This window comes from Cupriavidus sp. HY129, from assembly GCF_059492215.1.
In genome coordinates this window covers 1472375-1496016 of sequence record NZ_CP083254.1, presented here as the reverse complement: position 1 = coordinate 1496016, position 23642 = coordinate 1472375, and the positions used below count along the sequence as shown (strand labels likewise).

General features: G+C 62.8%; 21 protein-coding genes. 5 read left to right on the top strand and 16 right to left on the bottom strand.

Translation table 11 applies throughout. The features are described from left to right. The first annotated feature begins 78 nt into the window (after positions 1 to 78). Both ppsR and K6G35_RS06870 read left to right on the top strand, forming a co-directional pair. Complete coding sequence (gene ppsR / locus K6G35_RS06875; protein WP_008652060.1) at positions 79 to 1008, top strand: posphoenolpyruvate synthetase regulatory kinase/phosphorylase PpsR; 930 nt, start codon at positions 79 to 81, stop codon at positions 1006 to 1008. A 98-nt stretch (positions 1009 to 1106) separates the two neighbouring features. Further along, a complete protein-coding gene (locus K6G35_RS06870) occupies positions 1107 to 1637 on the top strand; it encodes a hypothetical protein (RefSeq protein WP_495676238.1) in 531 nt (176 codons plus the stop codon). A 33-nt stretch (positions 1638 to 1670) separates the two neighbouring features. On the opposite strand, the gene K6G35_RS06865 is transcribed toward K6G35_RS06870, so the two are convergent. From K6G35_RS06865 to rpsB, 16 genes are all read right to left on the bottom strand, one after another. After that, entirely contained in the window at positions 1671 to 2459 is a 789-nt protein-coding gene (locus K6G35_RS06865; protein WP_495676237.1) for a TrmH family RNA methyltransferase, read from the bottom strand. A gap of 9 nt (positions 2460 to 2468) precedes the next feature. Beyond that, the gene (gene rnhB / locus K6G35_RS06860; RefSeq protein WP_008652057.1) at positions 2469 to 3149 is read right to left on the bottom strand and encodes a ribonuclease HII; all 681 of its coding nucleotides are present in this window, start codon (positions 3147 to 3149) and stop codon (positions 2469 to 2471) included. Next, entirely contained in the window at positions 3149 to 4354 is a 1206-nt protein-coding gene (gene lpxB / locus K6G35_RS06855) for a lipid-A-disaccharide synthase (RefSeq protein ID WP_008652055.1), read from the bottom strand. Before lpxB ends, rnhB begins: the two co-directional genes overlap by 1 nt. Before the next feature lie 12 nt (positions 4355 to 4366). After that, positions 4367 to 5170 carry an acyl-ACP--UDP-N-acetylglucosamine O-acyltransferase gene (gene lpxA, locus K6G35_RS06850; RefSeq protein ID WP_008652054.1) on the bottom strand — a complete coding sequence of 268 codons (804 nt, stop codon included), beginning with the start codon at positions 5168 to 5170 and terminating at the stop codon, positions 4367 to 4369. Between the two features lie 39 nt (positions 5171 to 5209). After that, the gene (fabZ, locus tag K6G35_RS06845; protein WP_008652053.1) at positions 5210 to 5662 is read right to left on the bottom strand and encodes a 3-hydroxyacyl-ACP dehydratase FabZ; all 453 of its coding nucleotides are present in this window, start codon (positions 5660 to 5662) and stop codon (positions 5210 to 5212) included. Beyond that, the gene (gene lpxD / locus K6G35_RS06840) at positions 5659 to 6768 is read right to left on the bottom strand and encodes a UDP-3-O-(3-hydroxymyristoyl)glucosamine N-acyltransferase (protein WP_008652052.1); all 1110 of its coding nucleotides are present in this window, start codon (positions 6766 to 6768) and stop codon (positions 5659 to 5661) included. Before lpxD ends, fabZ begins: the two co-directional genes overlap by 4 nt. Before the next feature lie 52 nt (positions 6769 to 6820). Next, positions 6821 to 7354, bottom strand: coding sequence for an OmpH/Skp family outer membrane protein (locus K6G35_RS06835; RefSeq protein WP_008652051.1), 534 nt, complete (start codon positions 7352 to 7354; stop codon positions 6821 to 6823). 21 nt (positions 7355 to 7375) lie between these two features. Continuing rightward, entirely contained in the window at positions 7376 to 9685 is a 2310-nt protein-coding gene (gene bamA / locus K6G35_RS06830; protein ID WP_008652050.1) for an outer membrane protein assembly factor BamA, read from the bottom strand. A gap of 142 nt (positions 9686 to 9827) precedes the next feature. Next, positions 9828 to 11219, bottom strand: a complete 1392-nt coding sequence (gene rseP, locus K6G35_RS06825; protein WP_035882024.1) for an RIP metalloprotease RseP — start codon at positions 11217 to 11219, stop codon at positions 9828 to 9830. Between the two features lie 41 nt (positions 11220 to 11260). Then, positions 11261 to 12439, bottom strand: coding sequence for a 1-deoxy-D-xylulose-5-phosphate reductoisomerase (ispC, locus tag K6G35_RS06820; protein ID WP_035882023.1), 1179 nt, complete (start codon positions 12437 to 12439; stop codon positions 11261 to 11263). Between the two features lie 31 nt (positions 12440 to 12470). Next, the gene (locus K6G35_RS06815; protein WP_035882022.1) at positions 12471 to 13292 is read right to left on the bottom strand and encodes a phosphatidate cytidylyltransferase; all 822 of its coding nucleotides are present in this window, start codon (positions 13290 to 13292) and stop codon (positions 12471 to 12473) included. A gap of 42 nt (positions 13293 to 13334) precedes the next feature. Then, on the bottom strand, positions 13335 to 14105 hold the full coding sequence (gene uppS, locus K6G35_RS06810; protein WP_008652272.1) for an undecaprenyl pyrophosphate synthase: 771 nt from the start codon (positions 14103 to 14105) through the stop codon (positions 13335 to 13337). 52 nt (positions 14106 to 14157) lie between these two features. Further along, positions 14158 to 14718 (bottom strand): ribosome recycling factor, encoded by a 561-nt coding sequence (gene frr, locus K6G35_RS06805; protein WP_008652270.1) that lies wholly within the window; start codon positions 14716 to 14718, stop codon positions 14158 to 14160. 108 nt (positions 14719 to 14826) lie between these two features. Then, positions 14827 to 15537 (bottom strand): UMP kinase, encoded by a 711-nt coding sequence (gene pyrH, locus K6G35_RS06800; protein WP_008652269.1) that lies wholly within the window; start codon positions 15535 to 15537, stop codon positions 14827 to 14829. A 304-nt stretch (positions 15538 to 15841) separates the two neighbouring features. Continuing rightward, positions 15842 to 16720 (bottom strand): translation elongation factor Ts, encoded by an 879-nt coding sequence (tsf, locus tag K6G35_RS06795; RefSeq protein WP_008652267.1) that lies wholly within the window; start codon positions 16718 to 16720, stop codon positions 15842 to 15844. 227 nt (positions 16721 to 16947) lie between these two features. After that, positions 16948 to 17691 carry a 30S ribosomal protein S2 gene (rpsB, locus tag K6G35_RS06790; RefSeq protein ID WP_008652266.1) on the bottom strand — a complete coding sequence of 248 codons (744 nt, stop codon included), beginning with the start codon at positions 17689 to 17691 and terminating at the stop codon, positions 16948 to 16950. Positions 17692 to 18039: 348 nt separating this feature from the next. On the opposite strand from rpsB, the gene map reads away from it, so the two are divergent. The 3 genes from map (at position 18040) to K6G35_RS06775 (ending at position 23587) form a co-directional block, all read left to right on the top strand. Beyond that, positions 18040 to 18858 (top strand): type I methionyl aminopeptidase, encoded by an 819-nt coding sequence (gene map, locus K6G35_RS06785; protein ID WP_008652265.1) that lies wholly within the window; start codon positions 18040 to 18042, stop codon positions 18856 to 18858. Between the two features lie 79 nt (positions 18859 to 18937). Continuing rightward, positions 18938 to 21511, top strand: a complete 2574-nt coding sequence (locus tag K6G35_RS06780) for a [protein-PII] uridylyltransferase (protein ID WP_008652264.1) — start codon at positions 18938 to 18940, stop codon at positions 21509 to 21511. A gap of 27 nt (positions 21512 to 21538) precedes the next feature. Further along, positions 21539 to 23587: a pseudouridine synthase gene (locus K6G35_RS06775; RefSeq protein ID WP_495676236.1), complete on the top strand. Its 2049-nt coding sequence runs from the start codon at positions 21539 to 21541 to the stop codon at positions 23585 to 23587. Positions 23588 to 23642: the final 55 nt, after the last annotated feature.

The window sequence follows — 23642 nt, the reverse complement described above, 5'->3', positions numbered from 1 at the left end:
TTAGCCAAAAGATCGCCGCTATTCTACCGTGCCGCATCGCACTTTCGCGTAGCCGCGGCTTCAAATAATTGTTCAGACATGTCCCTGCCCGAAACGCCTGAAGGCACACAACCGCTGGCGCAGCCCACGGCCGCCTCTGGCGCGACCGACGCCACCGCTCAGTCCGCTGAGGTCCCCGCCACGAATCGCCCTGCCGTGCGCACGGTCTTTATCGTGTCGGATGGCACCGGCATCACAGCCGAAACATTCAGCCATTCGATCCTGGCCCAGTTCGAGATGCGGTTCCGCAAAGTGCGTATGCCGTTTGTCGATACGCCCGAAAAGGCACATGTGGCCGTCGGCAAGATCAACGAGGCGTTCTATAACGAGGGCGTTCCGCCGATCGTGTTCACCACGCTGGTCAACGCCGAATCCAACAAGGCGATTCGCCGGGCCAAGGCGATGATCCTCGACATGTTCCAGACCTTCATCGAGCCACTCGAGAAGGAACTGGGCCTGAAATCCACCCATGCCATCGGCCGTTTCCACCAAAATGCGGACACCGAGGCTTATAAGAACCGTATCGAGGCGATCAACTTCTCGCTGGCGCACGACGACGGCCAGTCGCACAAGAACCTCGAAGACGCCGATGTGATCCTGGTTGGCGTGTCGCGCAGCGGCAAGACGCCGACCAGCCTGTATCTTGCGATGCAGTACGGCCTCAAGGCGGCGAACTATCCGCTGATTCCTGACGATTTCGAGCGAGGCCGCCTGCCCTCGGCGCTGTATGCATACAAGCAGAAGATCTTCGGCCTCTCCATCGATCCGCAACGTCTGACGGAAATCCGCAACGAGCGGCGTCCGGGCAGCAAGTACGCAGCCGTGGAGAACTGCCGCTACGAAGTCAATGAGGCGGAGTCGATGATGCGCCGTGAAGGCATCAAGTGGCTGTCGTCGACACACAAGTCGATCGAAGAGATTGCCACGACGATCCTCCAGGAAATCAAGGTCGATCGGGACAACTATTAATAGCGGTGGCGTTTTCAGAATCGCGCCCTATCGGCGCTGCACCGATAAGGGCACGATGAAGGCTGTTCCAACATGCCTGCATCGGATAGATGTTCTTCATGACAGCAGATCGTCAGCCCCTCCCGCCAAACCGGGCTGCAGGCCGGAAAGCGCCCAACGAACTGGCGTATTCGGGCTCTTCTCACGCCCTGAAGGCTGCGGGCCTGGTCTTCAGCGGCGTCGCACTGTCGTTGGCCGGAATCTTCGCCATCATCGAGTATTCGTCCAGCCATTCGCGGGCACTGATCGCTGCGGACATCAAGACCGTTTCAGCCGAAGTCAGGGCAATCAATACTCGGCTGGACTCCCATCAGGCTGCCACGGAGCAGCGATTCAATCGGGTCGAGCAGCGCCTCGACAAATTCGACGAGCAGTTCAAGCGGATTGACGATCGTTTCGAGAGCCTCGAGTCGAGGTTTGACTTGAAGCTCGAGCACCTCGAGACAAGATTCGATTCGAAACTGGAGCGCCTCGAAACCAGGCTCGACCAGAAACTCGACACCGTAGCGGATCTGCTACGTCAGTTGGTGTCCCAGAATGCAGATCAGCCCGCCGGCACCGGACAACCAGCTGCCTGGCGAGCCAGATAACTCAGCCCACCGCCAAGACACTTGGCGTCCGTGCTAACCGCCGCTAGCGCGGCGTTGCCGGACGGCTTCAAACAGGCAGACTGCCGTTGCGGCGGCCACATTCAGCGACTCCAATCCTCCAGGCTGCGGAATGCCAACCGTACGGGAAACATGCGCCATCCACTCGGGGCTGACTCCTCCCCCTTCATTGCCAATCACCCAGCCAACCGGCTGACGCAGATCTGTATCGAACACCGCGGCATCCGCATGGGATGACGTCGCCAGTAACGGCACTGCCAGCCGGCTCTCAAGCATTTCAAGCGTGCAATGCTCGACGATATTCAAGTGGAAGTTCGCGCCCATACCGGCACGCAACGTCTTGACCGACCACGCGAATGCGCAACCTTTGGTCAGGAACGCATGTGGAATGCCAGCGGCCGCAGCGCTTCGAAGAATCGAGCCTACGTTGCCCGCATCCTGCAGACCATCCAGAATGATGCAATCGGTCTCGATGCTCGCCGGGAGGTGGCCGGCCGGCGTATCGATCACCAGCATCAGGTCGACACCGTTGACCACACTGCTGATCTGCTCGAACAACGCATCAGCCAATACAACCAGCTTGTCCGAGTCGATCTTCTCGAGCAGCGCGCGCACCTCAGCGTGGTCATAATGGCGCTCGCTCACCACGCAGCTCGCGGGCTGCCCAAGCGCAGCCACATAGGCCTGCGCGAGATGGATGCCATCGAGCACGGACTGCCCCGCCTTGCGGCGCTGGTGCGTGGACCCCGTCAGGGCCTTCAACTGTTTGAACAGCGCGTTGTCGCGCGAAGTGACATGCTTCAAAGGTCTGCCTCAGAAAGGCGGCGCTTCGGACGACATGGTGCGCACCATGCCACGCTCAAGCACCTTGCGCACCGGCGCAAACGAACGCCGATGATGCGGCGTCGCGCCGAATTGTTCGAGCGCGGTGAAATGCTGTGGCGTCGGGTAGCCAAAGTGAGAGTCGAACCCGTACTCAGGGTACTCCTGGTGCAGCTTCAACAGTTCACGATCGCGCGCCACCTTCGCCAGGATCGAAGCCGCGGAAATTGCCCGTACCTTGGCATCACCCTTGACGATAGCCTCGACCGGGAACGCCACCTGCGGACAACGATTACCATCGACCTGCACGAGATCGGGGATGACACCGCTCGCGGCCAACCCCTGCACCGCCCGTTGCATCGCGAGCATCGATGCGTGAAGGATATTGATCGAATCGATCTCCTCAACCGACGCGGATGCGATATGCCATCCCAGCGCGTGTTCGCAGATGCGATCGAACAGTGCCTCGCGCTTTTCCGCACTGAGGATCTTCGAATCGGCCAAACCGCGGATTTGCCGCGCGGGATTCAACACCACAGCCGCAGCGTAAACGGGACCCGCCAAAGGGCCACGCCCAGCCTCATCGACCCCACACAAGCGCTGCACCACGGCAACGGTTTGAGTCAGTTCCAGGCCCAACTGGCTAGAAGCCGCAGCTTTCGTTCGCGCCATCAGACCACTCCACGGCTGCGCATCAGATCGACGACCACGCCGGCAGCCAGCTTCGCCGTGTCGCGCTTCAGGGTTTCGTGCATCGTCGTGAAATGCTGCCGCAGGAAGGCGATATTGCCCTCGTCATTGAGTTGCAGCAGCGTCTCGCGTGCCAACGCCTCCGGCGTCGCATCGTCCTGTAGCAGTTCGGGAACAACAAAGCGTCCCGACAGGATATTAGGCAGCCCGACATACGGCAGATAACCCTGCCGTTTCATGATCTGCGCCGTCAGCCAGGGCACCTTGTACGAGATCACCATGGGTTTCTTGTACAGCGCGGCCTCGAGCGTTGCCGTGCCACTTGCAAGCAGCACAACATCGGCGGACTCCATCGCAAGATGCGATTGGCCGTCAACTACGGTCAGGTCGATATCCGGATACTGCGCGTGCAAGCCAGCAACAATCTCCCGCAGCGGTGCGCTGGCAACAGGCAGCACGAAAGCGAGGTTGCCGTCCATGCGGTGCATACGGTCCATCGCGGCGAAGAACGTCGCGCCGAGGTTGCGCACCTCTGATTGTCGACTGCCAGGCAACACCGCCACGATTCGTTTGCCTTCCGGCAAATCCAGCTTCGCCCTCGCACCCGCAACATCGGGCACCATCGGGATTACGTCAGCTAGCGGATGGCCGACGTAGGTTGCCGGAATGCCCGCCTTCGCATAGATCTCGGGCTCGAACGGGAACAGGCAGAGGATATGGTCCACGGCCCGCGCTATCGTGCGGATGCGGCCTCCACGCCAGGCCCAGATCGACGGGCTGACAAAATGGACAACCGGAATGCCCGCGCGGCGCAGCGGCACTTCCAGACCGAAGTTGAAATCGGGAGCGTCGACGCCGATAAAGCATAGCGGCGGTCGCGCCAGCAATTGCTCGCGAATCTCACGCCGCGTGGCCAGAATTTCGCGTAGCGAGCCCAGTACCTCGACATAGCCATTGACCGATAGCGTTTCCATCGGCCAATGCGAGACAAATCCCTGCGCCATCATGCGATGGCCACCGATACCGGCGTAATCCACCGATTCGCCAAGCCTCGCACGCAGGCCTTCCAGCAGCAGCGAAGCAAGCAAGTCGCCAGATGCCTCACCGGCAACCATGGCGATACTACCTCGCTTGTTCCCATTAGCACCCGCATCGGCGGGAAGCACGGCCTGCACGGTGTCGACCATGTCGCGCCGGAATCAGCGAACGATACCGCGCTGGGTCGCGGCCAGGAACTCCACGAACGCCTGCAGCGGCACAGCGGTAGTGGCGTCTACCTGACCGAGCATCGCCGTGATTTCCGCCCGCGCATCGTCGAAACTCAGATCAGACTTGTACAACAACTTGTACGCCTGACGCAGCGCCGCGATCTGCCCGGCATCGAATCCGCGACGACGCAGACCTTCGACGTTGATGCCGTGCGGGGTCGCCTTGTTGCCATTCTTGTCGCTGGCCGCGATAACGAAGGGCGGCACGTCCTGCACCAATGCCGAAGCACCGCCAAGCATCGCATGAGCACCGATGCGGACGTACTGGTGCACGCCGCTCATGCCGCCCAGAATTGCCCAGTCCCCGACTTCCACGTGGCCGGCGATCTGCGCGTTACTGGAGAACACCGTGTGGTTGCCCACAGAGCAGTCGTGTGCGATGTGCACGTAGGCCATGATCCAGTTGTCGTTACCGAGACTGGTCACGCCGCGATCCTGCACGGTGCCCGTATGGATCGTCGTGAATTCGCGAATCGTGTTGCGATCGCCGATCACGAGCTGTGTCGGCTCGTTGGCGTACTTCATATCCTGCGGCACACCGCCCACGGAGGCATACGGACCAATGCGGTTACCTGCGCCGATCGTGGTGTGGCCTTCGACCGTGGTATGGGAACCGATCCGCGTGCCGCTACCGATCCGCACATTCGGGCCGACGATCGAAAACGGGCCGACGGTAACATCGTCAGCCAGTTCCGCCTTCGGATCGACTAGTGCGGTAGGATGGATTTGCGTCATACGTGCTGTCCTGTGGTCTGTTCTGCTTGGGGTCCGTGCTCAGCCTTCGGCTTGCTTCACGGTGCACATCAGTTCGGCCTCGCAGGCCACCTCACCGTCCACGGTCGCGCTGGCCTTGAACTTCCAGATACCGCGGATGTAGCGCTCCACGGTCACGTTCAGGTGAAGCTGATCGCCCGGATACACCACGCGCTTGAAGCGCGCGCCGTCGATCCCGACGAAGTAATACAACGCACCTTCCTTGCGTTCCATATCGGCGCCAAACGTCAGAAGACCTGCGGACTGAGCCAGCGCCTCGAGGATCATGACGCCCGGCATCACGGGTTGGTCCGGGAAGTGGCCCATGAAGTACGGTTCGTTGATCGTCACGTTCTTCAGCGTCTTGATCCGCTTCTGCGGTTCGAACTCGAGCACACGGTCGACCAGCAGGATCGGATACCGATGCGGCAGCAGCTTCAGGATCTTGCGGATATCGATTTCGGATGCGGTCATGATGATTTCTCTTCGTCTTGTTTGTTCTGTGCGGGGGCGTTGTTTTCACCGCGCAGCCTGCGTTCCAGTTGCACGACACGTTCGCGCAGCTTTGACAAGCCACGTACGATTGCCGCGTTTCGCTCCCATTCGCCATGCGACGTGAACGGGAACACGCTCGTGTAATGCCCACCGGGTTTAGTAATCGATTTGGTAATCGACGTACCGCCGGACACTGTGGTCCGGTCAGCGATATTCAAATGGCCAGAAAAGTTGGCCGCGCCGCCGATCACGCAGAACCGGCCAATCTTCGTGCTGCCCGAAACCGCAGCCGTTCCCGCGATAACGGTGTGCGCCCCCACGTGCACGTTATGCGCGATCTGCACCTGGTTGTCGATCTTGCAACCGTCCTCGATCACCGTGTCAGCCATCGCGCCACGATCCACGGCCGTATTGGCGCCAATCTCCACGTCGTTGCCGAGCACCGCGCGCCCCACCTGGGGAATCTTGACGTACTCGACACCTGTCGGCCCGATATCCGGCGCAAAACCAAAGCCATCTGCGCCGATCACCGCCCCGCTATGCAGGATGTTGCGCGCGCCAATCACGCAACGATGATATACAGAAACATTGGCGTAGATGAGCGTATCTTCGCCGATCTCCGCGCTTGCGCCGATAAAGGCATTTGCGAGGATCCGAACACGCTCGCCGAGCCGGGCACCGGACTCGATCACCACGTTGGGGCCGATAAAACACGATGCCGGGACCACCGCATCGGGCGCCACGCTGGCACGGGGATCGATCCCAGTCCGTGAATCGGCATTAGCGGCGCGGTCGAAGCGCTGCGCAACACGGGCAAAGCAGACGTAGGGATTGCGTGCCACCAGCCAATTGCGCCGTTCGGCTTGCCCTTCCGCACGAATGCGCTCAAGGTCTGCCGGTGACACGATGACGGCGCCTGCGGCCGAGGCGAGCGCCTGTGGCAAATACAGCGGATTGGAGAGGAAAGACAGGTCGCCGGGACCAGCCTGGTCTAGCGGCGCCAGGCCGACTACGGCCAGGTCGGGATCACCCACAACCTGCGCGCCGTTCTCGGTGGCGAGCTGACCCAGTGTGGGTGTCTTCATGGCAGTACTTCCTTGAGAATCGAAACGGCAGACGACGCTTTGGCGTCGTCGCTTACTTGCCCGTGCTGCCGGCGTTCAGCGCCTTCATCACGTCATCGGTGATGTCGATGCGCGGATTCACGTAGACGGCTTCCTGAACGATCAGATCATACTTGCGCTGCTCGGCGATTTGACGAATCACGCGGTTGGCACGCTCCAGCACCTGTGCCAGTTCCTCGTTACGGCGCTGGTTCAGATCCTCGCGGAACTCACGCTGCTTGCGCTGGAATTCGCGATCGAGATCGGCCACTTCGCGCTGACGGCGCTGGCGGTCCGCGTCCGCAAGCACGGCCGTGTCCTTGTCGAGCTTGTCAGCCATGGCCTTGATCTTCTGGGCCATATCCTGCAGTTCACGGTCACGCTTGGAGAATTCCTGCTCGAGCTTGACCTGCGCAGCCTTCGCCGGCTGCGAATCGCGCAGGATACGTTCCGAGTTGACCGCAGCAATGCGCGCCTCCTGAGCCATCGCCGGGGCCGCCGCGCACAAGGCCGCAGCGGCCAGCGCGGCCGCGCTCAGGGATTTCACCAGTGGAGTGTAAATTTTCATCAAACAAATCCTCTGTGGGGATCAGAACGCAGTACCGATCTGGAACTGGAAGCGTTGAACCTTGTCAGTTTCATCCTTCTTCAGCGGGAAGCCCATGCTAACCTTCAGCGGGCCGATCGGCGAAAGCCACGACATACCGAAACCAGTCGAGTATTTCAGATCGCTGAACGAAAGCGGTGCCCCTTCCTGGTAAACGTTACCGAAGTCGAAGAACGTGAACAGTCGCAGCGTGCGGTCAACACCCGAGCCCGGGAGCGGGAACACGAATTCCACGTTGCCGATCATCTTCGATGCGCCACCCACCGGGTTGCCGTTCTGGTCCTTCGGACCGAGCGTGCTGGTCTGGTAGCCGCGCACCGAGCCGATACCGCCGGCGTAGAAGTACTTGAACACCGGGAACGGCGTATTGCCATAACCGTGACCATAGGCCACTTCGCCGTTGAAGGCCAGCGTGAAGGACTTCGACAGCGGGTAGAAATACTGTTGCTGCAGGCTTGCGCGATAGTACTGCGTGTCGCCACCCGGAACACCCACTTCCAGGTTGGCCTGCGTGTACGGACCCTTGGTCGGAATCAGCGCGCTGTCGCGGCGATCGCGTGCCCAACCGATCGTGAACGGGAAGTTGTTGATCGGATCACCGCTGGCCTTGCCGATCTTCTGCAGCCAGGCCGTGTACTGGTTCGGCGTGTTGGGCGAGGTGTAGACCTGGGTCCGCTCGTAGCCGATGCCGAAGAACACCGTGTCGTTCTCCGAGAACGGCACGCCGAACTTGAAGCCACCGCCAGCCGAGACGATCTTGTAGTCCTGATCACCGGTGTAGTACAACGGGCGCGACGTACGGTAGTAGATGTCTGTCGATCGGCTAATGCCGTCGACCGTAAAGTACGGATCGTATTGCGTCAGCGCAATCGTACGGAACGACTTGGCCGTGTTCACATCCAGGCCCAGGCTGGTACCGGAACCGAACACGTTGTCCTGGCGCAGACCTGCCTGCAGCACGAGCTTGTCGGTCGACGAGAAGCCCAGACCCAGACTGATCTGGCCGGTCGGCTTCTCCGTCACGTTCACGTTCACGTCGACCTGGTCGGGCGCGCCCGGCACGTCTTCGGTGGTGATATTGGTGTCAGTGAAGTAGCCCGTCCGGTTGATACGCGCCTGCGACTGCTGGAGCTTTTCGCTATCGAACCACGACGACTCCATCTGGCGCATCTCGCGACGCACCACTTCGTCACGCGTCTTGCTGTTACCCACCACATTCACGCGGCGCACGTAGACGCGGCGGCCCGGGTCGACCATCAGGGTCAGCGCCACTTCGCGCTTTTCCTTGTCCACCTGCGGCTGCGGGTTGATCGTCGTAAAGGCGTAGCCATACGTGCCGAGCAGGTCCGTAATGGCCTTGGTGCTGGCCGTCAGCTTTTCGGACGAGAAGATGTCGCCCTTCTTCAGCTGCAGCAGTTTCTCCATCTCTTCCTGCTTGCCGAGCGTTTCGCCGGCCAGGCGGATGTCGGACACCTTGTATTGGTCCCCTTCGCTGATATTCAGCGTCAGGTAAATGTCCTTCTTGTCCGGCGTGATCGACACCTGCGTCGACTCGATCTGGAATTCGAGGTAGCCGCGGTTGAGATAGTACGAACGCAGCGCTTCCAGGTCAGCCGTCAGCTTCTGCTTCGAATAGAGGTCGTTCTTGGTGTACCAGGAGAGCCAGTTCGGCGTGGAAAGCTGCATTTCATCGCGCAGCGTGCTTTCCTTGAATGCCTTGTTGCCGACGATATTGATCTGGCGGATCTTGGCGACAGGGCCCTCGTCAACGTTGAACACCACCGACACGCGATTGCGGTCAACTGGCGTCACGGTGGTCTGCACCTCGGCGGCATAGTAGCCACGAGCCACGTACTGGCGCTTGAGCTCCTGCTCTGCCTTGTCGATCAGCGCCTTGTCGTAATAACGGGCCTCGGCCACGCCAACGGCGCGAAGCGAGCGGCGCAGCGTGTCCTTGTCGAATTCCTTGATGCCGACGAACTCCAGTTGCGAGATCGCCGGACGCTCCTCGACCTGGACGACCAGCACGCCGTCTTCGGCGCGGATCTGCACGTCCTTGAAAAAACCGGTGTTATAGAGCGCGCGAATCGCATCCGCACCCTTGTCGTCGGTAAACGTTTCGCCAACGCGAACCGGCAGGTAGCCGAAGACCGTGCCCGGCTCGACGCGCTGCAGGCCCTCCACACGGATATCCTTGACTACGAACGGATCGGCGGCAAAGCCCGCCGGGCTCCAAGCCGCAATAATGGCACTCGTCAGTAGACCCAGCGAGATGCGCTTATTTCTGATCAAAGTCGATCCCCTCTTCCTCATCGATTTCATGCAGGGCATTGGCTCCAAGCCTGGCAATGCTGGCACGGCTGCCCGATCCCGACGAGGTTCTTCCCCTGGGATACGATCGCCCCCTGCCAACTTGGGCTCTGGCTACGCGAAATTAGCCGCGCGCCAGAAACAGTCGGCTGACGTCATTGAACAAAGCGAGTGAGGTCAGGAGCAAGATGCACGCGATGCCTACCTTCTGCAGCATCGCTTGCCAATGGTCTGGAACAGGCCTGCCAGTCAAAAATTCCACGCAATAATACAGCAAATGCCCACCATCCAGAACCGGAATAGGTAACAAATTCAGTACACCGAGGCTGACACTTACCAATGCCAGAAAGCTGATAAATGGCTGCCAGCCCATGTTCGCAGCACGCCCCGCATAGTCAGCCACGGTCAGCGGCCCGCTCAAATTCTGCAGGGACGCCTGCCCCACCAGCATTTTGCCGAGTAGTTTCAACGACAGCGCACTGGTATTCCAAACCTGGTCCGCAGCCCGCGCCACTGCCTGCACCAGCGGGTACCGGACGATCTCCGTCTGGACGGCCTGGTTGAGCGCGGCGCCCAACTTGCCGACCTGAGACCCGCCACGGGCCTCGCCTTCGGGCGCTGGCGCGGCGTCGAGTTTCGCCTTGACGTCCATCCGTTCCCCGGCCCGCTCGATACCTAGCGTGACCTCCTGCCCGGGACGGGCACGGACACCACGAATTAGCGCGCTGGCCTGTGTGAGGGGCTGCCCATCCCATGCCACTACCCTGTCGCCAGCCTTGAGCCCGGCACGCTGCGCCGCGGAATCAGGGACGATCTCGGTAATGGTCACCGGGCCGCCCTTGAGGGCCAGACCCAGAACGGCCAGCGGATCCTGCTCCGGATTTCCGCCAGTATTCGGAAGGCGCGCCAAGGTAACATCGCGCTCCGCCCCATCGGTGCCACGCACCCGCAGTACCGCCCGCGCATCCCCGAAGCCCTGCGAAAACACGGCCATGCGCAGATCATTCCAGGAGCGTACGGCTTCCGTATGGTCGCTTGCGGTCAGCGACAGCACGCGATCCCCGTCCCGCACGCCAGCCTGCGCGGCCAGCGTCCCAGCGGCCGGCGCGGCCACCACTGGCACCGGCTCGCGCATCCCACCCGCGAACAGCACCACGTACAGCACGACGGCCAGCAAAAAATTCGCCAGCGGCCCGGCGGCCACGATGACAAAGCGCTTGCCTACCGGCTGGCGATTGAACGCACGGGGCAATTCCGCGGGATCGATCGGCGGATCGGTCTCCGGGTCACGCTCGCGCTCATCCAGCATCTTGACGTAGCCGCCCAGCGGAATTGCCGCCAGCGTCCACTCAGTCTTGTCACGGCCCTTGCCGACCCAACGCGCCAACGGGCGGCCAAAGCCGATCGAGAAGCGCAGCACCTTGACGCCGCAAGCGCGGGCGGCAAGGTAGTGCCCCATCTCGTGCACGAAAATCAGAATACAGAGGGCGACGACGAACGCAACTACGGTTTGCATGGCAAATCACCCTTTTCAGATTTTGCCCACGGCGGACTGGTTCAACGGCCAGCCAGGCTTCCCAACTGCGCCTGCGCGCCGCGACGCGCCGCTGAATCGGCAGCCAGTACGCCCTCGAGCGTATCAGCCGATCCTTCCGCCGACTGCTCCAGCACGGTTGCGACCACGCGAGCGATATCGGTGAAGCGGATCTTGCCGTTCAGGAACGCTTCCACGGCCACCTCGTTAGCTGCATTTAGCACCGCGGGCGCCACGCCGCCGGCACGCAATGCATCAAAGGCTAGCCCAAGGCATGGGAAGCGCTCAAGGTTCGGAGTCTCAAAATGCAGGCCACCGGCAACCGTGAGATCGAGCGGCGTTACACCGGAGTCGATCCGCTCCGGATAGGCCATGCCGTAGGCGATGGGTGTCCGCATGTCGGGGTTGCCCAGTTGCGCCAGCACGGAGCCGTCCGCGTAGGCCACCATCGAGTGGACAATGCTTTGCGGATGGATCAGCACCTCGATCTTCTCGGCCGGCGCGCCAAACAGCCAGTGCGCCTCGATGACCTCGAGACCCTTGTTCATCATCGTCGCAGAATCGACCGAGATCTTCCGCCCCATCACCCACTTCGGATGCGCGCAGGCCTGGTCGGGCGTGATGTCGTGCAGCGTGGACGGATCACGCGTGCGGAACGGGCCACCCGAAGCGGTAAGCAGCACCTTCGATACCCCGGCGCCATAGCGCGGATCACTGGTCGGCAGGCACTGGAAGATGGCGTTGTGTTCGCTGTCGATGGGCAGCAGCGTGGCGCCATGCTCACGCACGGCATCCATGAAGATGCCGCCGGACATCACGAGCGATTCCTTGTTGGCCAGCAGCACACGCTTGCCGGCCCGAGCAGCCGCCAGCGAGGATCGCAGGCCTGCCGCACCGACGATGGCGGCCATCACTGCATCCGTGCCAGCGTCCTCGGCGATGGATTCAAGCGCGGCCTCGCCATAGCTCACCTCGGTGGGAACACCGGCGGCACGCAGCTTGGCTTCAAGTTCGCTTGCTGCCTCGGCCGACCCTACCACGGCCCGCGCGGGACGAAACTCCACGCAGGCGGCCGCCAGCTTGTCGACCTGCCGATGCGCGCTGAGTGCGTGCACAGTGTAGCGATCCGGATGGCGCCGAACCACGTCAAGTGTGCTCTCGCCGATGGAACCCGTAGCGCCGAGGATGGTGATGCGTTGCATAGAAGCTGGAATGCGAAATCAGATTATTTGTTCAGATCCACGCCAGCAGCAGAGCCGCCAGCGGGAACACCGGGATCAACGCATCGATCCGGTCCAGGATCCCGCCATGGCCTGGCAGCAGACGGCTGCTGTCCTTCATGCCGACCTGGCGCTTGAGCAGCGACTCGAACAAGTCGCCGACAATACTGGCCGCGACCAGCAGTGTGGTCAGAATAACCACGAGGCGCAGCCCGCCCTTGTCGGCAACCAACGAGTACCACGTTGGGGCGAACATGTGCGTCGCGGCCAGCGAGAGCGCCACGATCATCGCCAGCAGCCAGCCGCCAATGGCGCCTTCCCAGGACTTGCCCGGACTGATCGTGGGTGCCAGCTTGCGCTTGCCGATGGCCTTGCCAACGAAGTATGCGCCGATATCGGCGGCCCAGACCAGCACGGCAGCCGTCAGCAGCACGCCAATGCCCGCTGCCCGAAGCACCATGACGGCGTGACCAAAGGCCGGCAACATGATCAGCCCCAGAACGACGCCAAGCGCCGTGAACGCCGGGGTGGCAGTTCGCACGCCGCGCGCCATCAGCACCAGCGCCACACCCCAGGCAATCAGGGACGCCTCCAGCAGCCACGTCACCGCGTCACGCTGCGGCGCATCATGCCATCCGATCAGGACCAACAGGCAAGCTACGGCGTACACATAGGGCCAGGCCCCGCGCAACCCGATCAGGCGACCAAACTCCCAGCCACCCAGCAGCACGATGACGGCGACCAACCCCGCCAGTGCCGCCGGCGGCGCCAGGAACAGGATCGGCAGGATCAACAGCAACAGGCATACGGCGGTGATGACGCGGGTAAGGAGCATGTGCGCTGTGGGTTCCCGTGAGTTTGTTGGGGGTTCGATGCGTCAGGCTGTGCCGGACAGGCCTGGCGCCACCAGCTGCGCGCTGGTCCGTCCGAAGCGCCGCTCGCGCTGACGGTACGAGGCAAAGGCCTTGTCCAGCTCGGCAGCATCGAAATCCGGCCAGAACGTTTCGGTGAAATACAACTCCGTGTAGGCAAGCTGCCAGAGCAGGAAGTTGCTGATGCGCTGCTCTCCGCCGGTGCGGATGAACAGGTCCGGCTCGGGCGCGTAGGCCATGGCCAGATGCGGTGCCAGAACAGACTCGTCGATCGCGTCCGAATCGAGCAGCGGCGAACGCGCCAGCATCTTGCGCATCGCCTGGAGCAGGTCCCAGCGGCCGCCATAGTTGGCGGCGATCGTCACGGTCAGACCCGTATTGCCTGCCGTACGCGCCTCGGCATCCTTGATCGCCTGCTGGATGCGCGGGCTGAACCGGCTGAGATCACCGACCACGCGCAGGCGAATATTGTTGGCGTGCATCCTGACCACTTCGCGACGCAAGGCGGTCATGAACAAACGCATCAGGAAGGACACCTCGTCGGCAGGCCTGCGCCAGTTTTCGGAACTGAATGCAAACAGCGTCAGGTACTGCACGCCACGCGCGGCGCACGCCTGCACGATCTCGCGCACCGCGTCCAGGCCACGGTTGTGGCCGGCCACGCGGGGCAGATGACGCTGCGTCGCCCAGCGACCGTTGCCATCCATGATGATGGCAACGTGCCGAGGCACATAAGTGGTATCGGGAACGCCTAGCGTCGAACTGATGTGCTGCATGGATTCGCGGACGATATCCGGCAACCCTGGCGGCTCGGCCGCCAGGACGGCCTTACACCGTCATGATCTCCTTCTCTTTCTCGGCAACGAGCTTGTCGATTTCGGCCACGAACTTGTCCGTGAGCTTCTGCACTTCGTCCTGACCGCGACGCTCGTCGTCCTCGGAAATAGCCTTGTCCTTGACCAGCTTCTTGAACTGCTCGTTGGCGTCGCGGCGCAGGTTGCGCACGGCCACCTTGGCGCCTTCGGCTTCGCCCTTGACCACCTTGGTCAGCTCCTTGCGGCGCTCTTCGGTCAGCGGGGGCATCGGCACGCGGATCACGTCGCCCATCGTGGCCGGGTTCAGGCCCAGATCGCCGTCGCGGATCGCCTTTTCCACAGCCTGGACCATCTTCTTTTCCCAGGGCTGCACGGAGATCGTGCGGGCGTCGGCAAGGCTGACTGCAGCCACCTGGCTGATCGGCACCATCGAGCCGTAGTAATCCACCTGAACATGGTCAAGCAGGCCGGTATGCGCGCGGCCGGTACGAACTTTCGCCAGATCGGCCCTGAAAGCTTCGATCGACTTCTGCATCTTCTGCTCGACGCTCTTCTTAGTGTCGGCGACGGTCATGATTACCTCCGAAAAACGGCCAGACATGATCCCGCCCAGCGGGATCGAAAATGAAACATTCTACTCTGAGGAAGGACCGAATCCGCATCCAGATGCGGTCCCCGCCTCTTAAACGTGCACCAGCGTGCCCTCGTCCTCGCCCAGGATCACGCGCTTCAGTGCGCCCGGCTTGACGATCGAAAACACCTTGATTGGCAGCTTCTGATCACGGCACAGCGCGAACGCGGTGGCGTCCATGACCTGCAGGTTGCGGGAAATGGCTTCGTCGAACGAGATGGTCGTATAGCGCGTGGCGCTTGGATCTTTCTTGGGATCGGCGGTATACACGCCGTCCACCTTGGTGGCCTTGAGCACGATTTCGGCACCGATTTCAGAGCCACGCAGCGCCGCGGCCGTATCGGTCGTGAAGAACGGGTTGCCGGTGCCGGCGGCGAAGATCACCACCTTGCCCTCTTCGAGCTGGCGAATCGCGCGCGGGCGGATATACGGCTCGACGACCTGGTCCATGCGCAGCGCGGACTGCACACGGCCTTCGATGCTGGCGTGGCGCATCGCGTCCTGCAAGGCCAGCGCATTCATCATCGTGGCCAGCATGCCCATGTAATCTGCCGTGGCGCGGTCCATGCCGGCAGCACCGCCAGCAACACCGCGGAAGATATTACCGCCGCCGATGACCACCGCGACCTGGACACCCAGCTTCACGATTTCGGCAATGTCATTGACCATGCCCTCGATGGTGGCACGGTTGATACCGAAGGCATCGTCGCCCATCAGGGCTTCACCGGACAATTTCAGAAGGACGCGCTTATAGGCAGGCATGTTCACCTCGGGCTGGTTCTTGATCGCTCGTTTGAACGGAGGGTGGGCGCGGGCGGCACGAAGCATCTGCGCACCGGCCGCGCAAAAATACGGATCGCTTGACTGAGACAAGCCGGTTTTCGCTGTCATCTGCCCGCAACATCCGTCAAAAGACGCGCGAAATGCCGGTGACTGCGAAAACTGGCTGGTGCGGCGCCACTGAAGGCCGCACTTGTGCAGAGGGGCACCTTGCGGCGCCCCTCTGCATTATACGGTGGCCAGGTGGTCACCCCTCAAGGGGGAAACCCGCCCAGCCACCAGGACATCAGGCCTTCTGGGCGGCGGCCACCTGGGCAGCCACTTCAGCAGCAAAATCGTCCTGCTTCTTCTCGATGCCTTCGCCAACCACGTACAGCGTGAAACCCTTCACGGTCGTGTTGACGCCCTTCAGCATCTGTTCCACGGTCTGCTTGTCGTTCTTCACGAACGACTGGTTCAGCAGCGAAACTTCCTTCAGGTACTTCTGGACCGAACCTTCCACCATCTTGGCGACGATCTCGGCCGGCTTGCCCGATTCGGCAGCCTTTTGTTCGGCGATGCTGCGCTCCTTGGCGATCAGCTCGGCGGGCACCTGGTCAGCCGACAGCGACACCGGCTTCATGGCGGCCACGTGCATGGCGACGTCCTTGGCGGCGGTTTCGTCGCCATCGAACTCGACCATCACGCCAATACGGGTGCCGTGCAGGTACGAAACCAGCTTGCCACCGTTGGTGTAACGCTGGAAGCGGCGGATCGTCATGTTCTCGCCGATCTTGCCGATCAGCGCCGAGCGCACGGCGTCGACGGTCGAACCGTCCATTTCCAGCGCCGACAGAGCAGCCACATCGGCCGGGTTCTGCTTGGCGACCAGCTCGGCAACCTTGGCACCGAAGCCCAGGAAGTCGTCGTTCTTCGACACGAAGTCGGTTTCGCAGTTCAGTTCGACCAGCGCACCCGTGGTACCGTCGATGTACGAAACCACGATGCCTTCTGCGGTCACGCGCGAAGCAGCCTTGCTGGCCTTGTTGCCCAGCTTGACGCGCAGCAGTTCTTCAGCCTTGCCCAGATCGCCGTCGGCTTCCGTCAGGGCCTTCTTGCATTCCATCATCGGCGCGTCGGTCTTCGCGCGCAGTTCTGCAACCATGCTTGCGGTAATTGCCGCCATTTGTCACTCCTTGATTGGTTCGGGCCGACTGCCCAGCACGTCGCGCGTGGCAGCCGGCCGGGATCAGATCCACTTCAGTCCGGCTTCACCCGCGGCGAATGGTATCCGCGGCGGATGACAACAAATTCTGTTTGCAAAAAGGGGGCGCCAGCTGTGCCCCCTTTTTTAGTTGCCGCAAGGCAGGCGTCAGTGGCCGGTGTGCCCCGGCCTCAGACGCCAGCGGGCAATCAGCCTTCCTGGACTTCGACGAATTCGTCGTCGCCGCGTGCGGCTTCCACGACTTCCTGAACCGCGTTCGCGCGGCCTTCCAGGATCGCGTCGGCCACGCCGCGCACGTACAGGGCCACGGCCTTGCTCGAGTCGTCGTTACCCGGGATCACGTAGTCGATGCCTTCCGGCGAGTGGTTCGTGTCGACCACACCGATCACGGGGATGCCCAGCTTGTTGGCTTCGGTCACGGCGATCTTGTGGTAGCCGACGTCCACCACGAAAATGGCGTCAGGAATACCGCCCATGTCCTTGATGCCGCCGATGGACTTTTCCAGCTTTTCCATCTCGCGCTCGAACATCAGCGCTTCCTTCTTGCTCATGGTTTCCAGCGCGCCGGCTTCCTTGGCGGCTTCCATGTCCTTCAGGCGCTTGATCGAGATCTTGACGGTCTTGAAGTTCGTCAGCATGCCGCCGAGCCAGCGGGCGTCGACGTAGGGCATGCCAGCGCGACCAGCTTCTTCAGCCAGGATTTCGCGCGATTGACGCTTGGTACCCACGAAAAGCACGGTGCCGCGGTTTGCTGCCAGTTGGCGCACGTACTTCAGCGCGTCCTGGAACATCGGCAGGGTCTTTTCGAGGTTGATAATGTGGATCTTGTTGCGATGACCGAAGATGAAGGGGGCCATCTTCGGGTTCCAGAAGCGGGTCTGGTGGCCAAAGTGGCAACCGGCTTCCAGCATTTCGCGCATAGTCACGGACATGAGAGGTGCTCCAATAGGGTTTGGTCTGAAGTCCGCCCCGACATTCCTGAAAAGGAACACCCCGGATGGGCGGACCAGCGATTTACAAAAAAAGTGATTTCCGACCCACCTGAGCTACCGCAACGCTTGTCGAGCAGCCCGGAGCAAGTCAGCCCGCGATTGTAGCAACAAAGTCGGGGTCGGCTCAACCCCCTTGGAAATCGACCAAGAGCAGGCCGCCCCGCCGCCGTCAATCGGACAATTCCCCGTGTTCCCCCTGCTTTCCCGTCACGATGGTGCGATAATCCCGTCTTGCGAATCGTTTCCGGCGCAGCCTGTGGCTGAGCCGTCACTTACAGGCAAAGCAGCATGAGCATCCATATCAACACCGCCGAAGACATCGCCCAAATGCGCGTGGCTTGCCGCCTTGCCTCCGAGGTCCTCGACTACATCACCCCGCACGTGAAGCCCGGCGTCAGCACCGGCGAACTCGACCGCCTCTGCCACGCGTATATGCGCGACGTGCAGGGCACCGTGCCGGCGCCGCTGAACTATGCGCCCCCCGGTTACCCGCCCTTCCCTGGCGCCATCTGCACGTCGGTCAACGACGTGATCTGCCACGGCATTCCGGGCGACCGCGTGCTGAAGACCGGCGACGTGGTGAATCTCGACATCACCGTGATCACCAAGGAAGGCTACTACGGCGACACGAGCCGCATGTTCGTGGTCGGCGAGGCGTCGATCCTGGCCAAGCGCCTGTCCCAGATCACTTACGAATGCATGTGGAAGGGCATCCAGCAGGTGCGTAACGGCGCGCGCCTCGGCGACATCGGCCATGCCATCCAGACCCATGCCGAGGCCGCCGGCTATAGCGTGGTACGCGAATATTGCGGCCACGGCATCGGCAAGGTCTTCCACTCGGACCCGCAGATCCTGCATTACGGCCGTCCAGCCACTGGGATGGAGATCAAGACCGGCATGATCTTCACGATCGAGCCGATGATCAACGCAGGCAAGCGCGATATCCGCACGATGCCTGACCAGTGGACCGTCAAGACGCGCGACCGCAGCCTGTCGGCCCAATGGGAGCACACCGTGCTCGTGACCGAAACCGGCTACGAAGTGCTGACGCTTTCCGAAGGCTCGCCGTTGCCGCCAGCATTCATCACGGAAACCGTGGCGGCCTGACGCCGCAACGTTCGCCAGGGCGCCAACCACGGCGCCCTTTCTTCTTGCAGCCGTGCCCACGACCTCCATCGACCCGCCCATGGACACCACGCCGGAACTGCTGCTCTGCCAGCGCATTCGCGACAAGCTCAAGGCCGACAAGCAGGCGCTGTTCGCCGAATTCGACGCGAACAACCAGGTCAACCCACTCGTCACCAAGCTGCGCCGCGCCGTCGACGTCGCGCTGACTGACGCCTGGACTGGCCTGGAACTGCCCGGCGACGCCGCCCTGGTGGCGGTCGGCGGCTATGGGCGCGGCGAGCTGTTCCCCTACTCCGACGTCGATGTGCTGCTACTTCTGCCCGGCGATCCCGACGCGGAAACGGCAGCGAAGCTCGAGCGCTTTATCGGCCTATGCTGGGACCTGGGCCTCGAGATCGGCTCGTCGGTGCGCACGGTCGACGACTGCATCCGCGAATCGGCGGCCGACATCACGATCCGCACATCGCTGCTTGAGGCACGTCTGCTGATCGGCAACAAGGCGCTGTTCAAGTCCTTGCAGACGCGCTATCAGGCCGATATGGATGCGGCCGACTTTTTCCAGGCCAAGCTGCTGGAAATGCGTCAGCGACATGCCAAGTACCAGGACACGCCGTACGCTCTGGAACCGAACTGCAAGGAAAGCCCGGGCGGCTTGCGCGACCTGCAAGTCATCCTGTGGATGACCGAGGCCGCCAGGCTCGGCGACAGCTGGAAGCAACTGTTCGAGCGCGGCCTGCTGACCGAGCGCGAAGCGCAGGAACTCACCCGCAACGAGCGCCTGCTGCGCACGATCCGCGCTCGCCTGCACCTGCTGGCCGGCCGCCGCCAGGACGTGCTCGTGTTCGACTTGCAGACGGCGCTGGCCGAGGCATTCGGCTATCGGCAGACCACGAACAAGCGCGCCAGCGAACAGCTAATGCGCCGCTACTACTGGGCAGCCAAAGCGGTCACGCAGCTCAACAGCGTGCTGCTGCTGAACATCGAGGCGATGTTGTTCCCGAGCGAGTCGATGGTCACGCGCGAGATCAACGATCGTTTCGTCGAACGCCAGGGAATGCTGGAGATCACGAGCGACGATCTCTACGAGCGCAATCCGCACGCGATCCTGGAGACGTTCCTGCTCTATGAGCGCACGCCCGGCGTGAAAGGCCTTTCGCCGCGCACGCTGCGCGGGCTCTACAACGCGCGCACGGTCATGGACGCCAGCTGGCGCAACGATCCGGTGAACCGTCGCCTGTTCCTGGCCATCGTCCAGGAACCGCAGGGGATCACCCATGCGCTGCGCCTGATGAACCAGACCAGCGTGCTGGGCCGCTACCTGATCAATTTCCGACGCATCGTCGGCCAGATGCAGCACGACCTGTTCCACGTCTATACCGTGGACCAGCACATCCTGATGGTCGTGCGTAATATGCGCCGCTTCGCGATCGTCGAGCATACGCACGAGTTTCCGTTCTGCAGCCAGTTGATGGCTGGCTTCGACCGCCCTTGGGTGCTGTGGGTGGCGGCACTGTTTCATGACATCGCCAAGGGCCGTGGCGGCGATCATTCGAAGCTCGGCACCGTCGATGCCCGCCGCTTCTGCAAGCAGCACGGCATCTCGCGTGAAGACACGGACCTGATCGCGTGGCTGGTCGAGCATCACCTGACGATGAGCCACGTCGCCCAGAAACAGGACCTGACCGACCCCGACGTGGTCAAGGCATTCGCCCAGGTAGTGGGCAACGGGCGCTATCTGACCGCGCTGTACCTGCTGACCGTGGCCGATATCCGTGGCACCAGCCCGAAGGTCTGGAATGCCTGGAAGGGCAAGCTGCTCGAGGACCTGTACCGCATCACGCTGCGCGTGCTCGGCGGCGCGCGGCTCGACACACATTCGCTCTGGGCACAGAAGCGCGACGACACGATCGCCCAACTGCGACTGAAAGCATTCGATCCCGAACTGGCCAAGCCACTGTGGGACAAGCTCGACATGTCGTTCTTCATGCGGCAGGACGCTCGCGACATCGCCTGGCTCACGCGCAGTCTGTTCAACAAGGTGAACAGCCCCAACCCCGTGGTCAAAGCGCGCATTTCGCCGGCGGGCGAAGGTCTCCAGGTAGCGGTCTACGTCAAGGATCAGCCCGATCTGTTCGCACGTATCTGCGGCTACTTCGAGCGCAAGGCCTTTTCGATTCAGGACGCCAAGATCGAGACCACGCGCGACGGTTACGCGCTGGATACGTTCCAGATCACGGACCCTGGTCTTGCCGGTGACTACCGCGACATCCTGACGCTCGTCGAGCACGAACTCGGTGAGCGCGTGCGGCTGGAGTGCCCGCTCCCCGACCCTGCACAAGGACGCCTGTCGCGCCAGTCGCGCAGTTTCCCCATCAAGCCGCGCGTGGACCTGCGTCCCGACGAGCGCGGCCAGTATTACCTGCTGTCGGTATCCGCCAACGACCGCACCGGCCTGCTGTACGCGATCGCGCGCGTGCTGGCCAAACATCGCGTGTCCGTGCATTCGGCACGCATCAATACGCTCGGTGAACGCGTGGAAGACGTGTTCCTGGTCGACGGCTCGCGACTGGCCGCCGACAACCGATTGCAGATTCAGCTTGAACAGGACCTGCTCGACGCGCTGGCCATCTGAGGCCGGCACGCCGGTAGTTGAAACGATATGACCGATAGCAATACGCCCGGCCGCAAGACGCTGGGCATCAAGACCACCTCCTCCGGCACAACGCGCAAGGCGAGCCGCCCCGTGCGCGTGTCTGACCTGAACCGCAAGCGTGTCCAGGAAGTGGTCACGGGGATCAAACAGGCCAAGAACCGCGCCTCCGACAAGGACAAGCGCAAGGCTGGGCCGGCCGATGGCGCGCCGCGCAATGAGCGTCAGGATCGACCGGCGCGACCGGCACGTCCTCGCCCCGCCGAAGGCGAGCGGGCACCTCGCCGTTTTGCCGAAGGAGAACGGGCACCACGCCGGTTCAGCGATGAGGAGCGCCCGCAGCGCGAGCGCCGGTACGGCGATGACAACCGCCCCGCGCAGCCGCGCCGCTATGGCGATGACAATCGCGCCGAGCGTCCGCGTCGGTTCAGCGATGAGAATCGCGCCGCGCCCCCCCGTCGCTTTGGCGACGAGGAACGCCCCCAGCGTGAACGCCGCTATGGGGACGACAACCGCCCCGCGCAGCCGCGCCGCTATGGTGACGACAATCGCGCCGAGCGTCCGCGTCGGTTCAGCGATGAGAATCGCGCCGCGCCGCCCCGTCGCTTTGGCGACGAGGAACGTCCGCAACGCGAGCGGCGCTACGGCGATGACAACCGCCCCGCGCAACCGCGCCGGTATGGCGACGACAATCGCGCCGAGCGTCCGCGCCGGTTCAGCGACGAGAATCGCGCCGCGCCCCCCCGTCGCTTTGGTGACGAGGAACGCCCGCAGCGTGAACGCCGCGCTGGAGACGACAATCGCCCCGCGCAACCGCGCCGTTATGGCGACGACAATCGCGCCGAGCGTCCCCGTCGGTTCAGCGACGAGAATCGCGCCGCGCCGCCCCGTCGCTTCGGCGACGAGGAACGCCCCCAGCGTGAACGCCGCTATGGGGATGACAACCGCCCCGCGCAACCGCGCCGCTATGGCGACGACAATCGCGCCGAACGTCCCCGCCGCTATGGCGACGACAATCGCGCCGAACGTCCCCGCCGCTATGGCGACGACAATCGCGCCGAACGTCCCCGCCGCTACGGCGATGACGAACGCACGCAGCGCACCGAGCGTCCGCACCGCAGCGACGAAGCTCGCGCGCCGCGCCGGCCGCACCAGGACGACAACGCACCGCGTCGTGGTGACGCCCCGGCACGCCGCTTCAGCGACTCCGCCGACCGCGCCCGTGGTGAGCGCACCGAACGCCCGGCACCGCGCGCCGAAGTGCGTCAGCCGGTCTCCGAGCATGAAGACGGCCTCGTCCGCCTCTCCAAGCGCATGTCCGAACTGGGCCTGTGCTCGCGCCGCGAGGCCGATGAATGGATTCCGCGTGGCTGGGTGCTCGTCGACGGCAAACCAGTGACCGAACTCGGCACGCGCATTCGTCCCGAAGCGGAGATCGAAATCCTGCAGGCCGCGCGCTCGGAACAAGGCGAACGCGTGACGGTGCTGCTGAACAAGCCGGTCGGCTATGTCTCCGGCCAGGCCGAAGACGGCTATGAGCCGGCGGCCGTGCTGTTCGCGCCCGAGAACCAATGGGAACTGGACCCCACGCGCAAGCGCTTCGCCCCGTGGCAACGCAAGAATCTCGCACCGGCGGGCCGGCTCGACATCGACTCGACCGGGCTGCTCGTGCTGACTCAGGATGGCCGCGTTGCACGCGCACTGATCGGCGACGACTCGAATGTCGAGAAGGAATATCTGGTGCGTGTGGAGTGGGAGTCGCCGCAAGGTCTGGTCGAACGCAATATCAGCGCCGTGTTCCCCGATGACATGCTGGAGCGCCTGCGCCATGGTCTGTCGCTGGACGGCGTGGCGCTCAAGCCCGCCAAGGTCAGCTGGCAGAACGAGGAGCAACTGCGCTTCGTGCTGCGTGAAGGCCGCAAGCGTCAGATTCGCCGGATGTGCGAGCAGGTCGGCCTGAAGGTGGTTGGCCTCAAGCGCGTGCGCATGGGCCGTGTGGTGCTCGGCGACTTGCCGCCGGGCCAGTGGCGCTTCCTGGGGGCCTTCGAGAAGTTCTGATCGGCGGCGCCTGCCGGCTATTCCTCTCTCCCGTCAGCGGGGGGAGGAATAGCCA

Excerpts from the sequence above, each read along its gene's own strand:
- uppS (WP_008652272.1), bottom strand. The coding sequence starts at position 14,105 with ATGCAGCACATCAGTTCGACGCTAGGCGTTCCCGATACCACTTATGTG.
- K6G35_RS06775 (WP_495676236.1), top strand. The coding sequence starts at position 21,539 with ATGACCGATAGCAATACGCCCGGCCGCAAGACGCTGGGCATCAAGACC.
- lpxD (WP_008652052.1), bottom strand. The coding sequence starts at position 6,768 with ATGAAGACACCCACACTGGGTCAGCTCGCCACCGAGAACGGCGCGCAG.
- K6G35_RS06780 (WP_008652264.1), top strand. The coding sequence starts at position 18,938 with ATGGACACCACGCCGGAACTGCTGCTCTGCCAGCGCATTCGCGACAAG.
- K6G35_RS06835 (WP_008652051.1), bottom strand. The coding sequence starts at position 7,354 with ATGAAAATTTACACTCCACTGGTGAAATCCCTGAGCGCGGCCGCGCTG.
- ppsR (WP_008652060.1), top strand. The coding sequence starts at position 79 with ATGTCCCTGCCCGAAACGCCTGAAGGCACACAACCGCTGGCGCAGCCC.
- K6G35_RS06815 (WP_035882022.1), bottom strand. The coding sequence starts at position 13,292 with ATGCTCCTTACCCGCGTCATCACCGCCGTATGCCTGTTGCTGTTGATC.
- pyrH (WP_008652269.1), bottom strand. The coding sequence starts at position 15,537 with ATGCCTGCCTATAAGCGCGTCCTTCTGAAATTGTCCGGTGAAGCCCTG.
- map (WP_008652265.1), top strand. The coding sequence starts at position 18,040 with ATGAGCATCCATATCAACACCGCCGAAGACATCGCCCAAATGCGCGTG.
- lpxB (WP_008652055.1), bottom strand. The coding sequence starts at position 4,354 with ATGGTCGACACCGTGCAGGCCGTGCTTCCCGCCGATGCGGGTGCTAAT.
- fabZ (WP_008652053.1), bottom strand. The coding sequence starts at position 5,662 with ATGACCGCATCCGAAATCGATATCCGCAAGATCCTGAAGCTGCTGCCG.
- lpxA (WP_008652054.1), bottom strand. The coding sequence starts at position 5,170 with ATGACGCAAATCCATCCTACCGCACTAGTCGATCCGAAGGCGGAACTG.
- frr (WP_008652270.1), bottom strand. The coding sequence starts at position 14,718 with ATGACCGTCGCCGACACTAAGAAGAGCGTCGAGCAGAAGATGCAGAAG.
- K6G35_RS06870 (WP_495676238.1), top strand. The coding sequence starts at position 1,107 with ATGACAGCAGATCGTCAGCCCCTCCCGCCAAACCGGGCTGCAGGCCGG.
- rpsB (WP_008652266.1), bottom strand. The coding sequence starts at position 17,691 with ATGTCCGTGACTATGCGCGAAATGCTGGAAGCCGGTTGCCACTTTGGC.
- rnhB (WP_008652057.1), bottom strand. The coding sequence starts at position 3,149 with ATGGCGCGAACGAAAGCTGCGGCTTCTAGCCAGTTGGGCCTGGAACTG.
- tsf (WP_008652267.1), bottom strand. The coding sequence starts at position 16,720 with ATGGCGGCAATTACCGCAAGCATGGTTGCAGAACTGCGCGCGAAGACC.
- rseP (WP_035882024.1), bottom strand. The coding sequence starts at position 11,219 with ATGCAAACCGTAGTTGCGTTCGTCGTCGCCCTCTGTATTCTGATTTTC.
- ispC (WP_035882023.1), bottom strand. The coding sequence starts at position 12,439 with ATGCAACGCATCACCATCCTCGGCGCTACGGGTTCCATCGGCGAGAGC.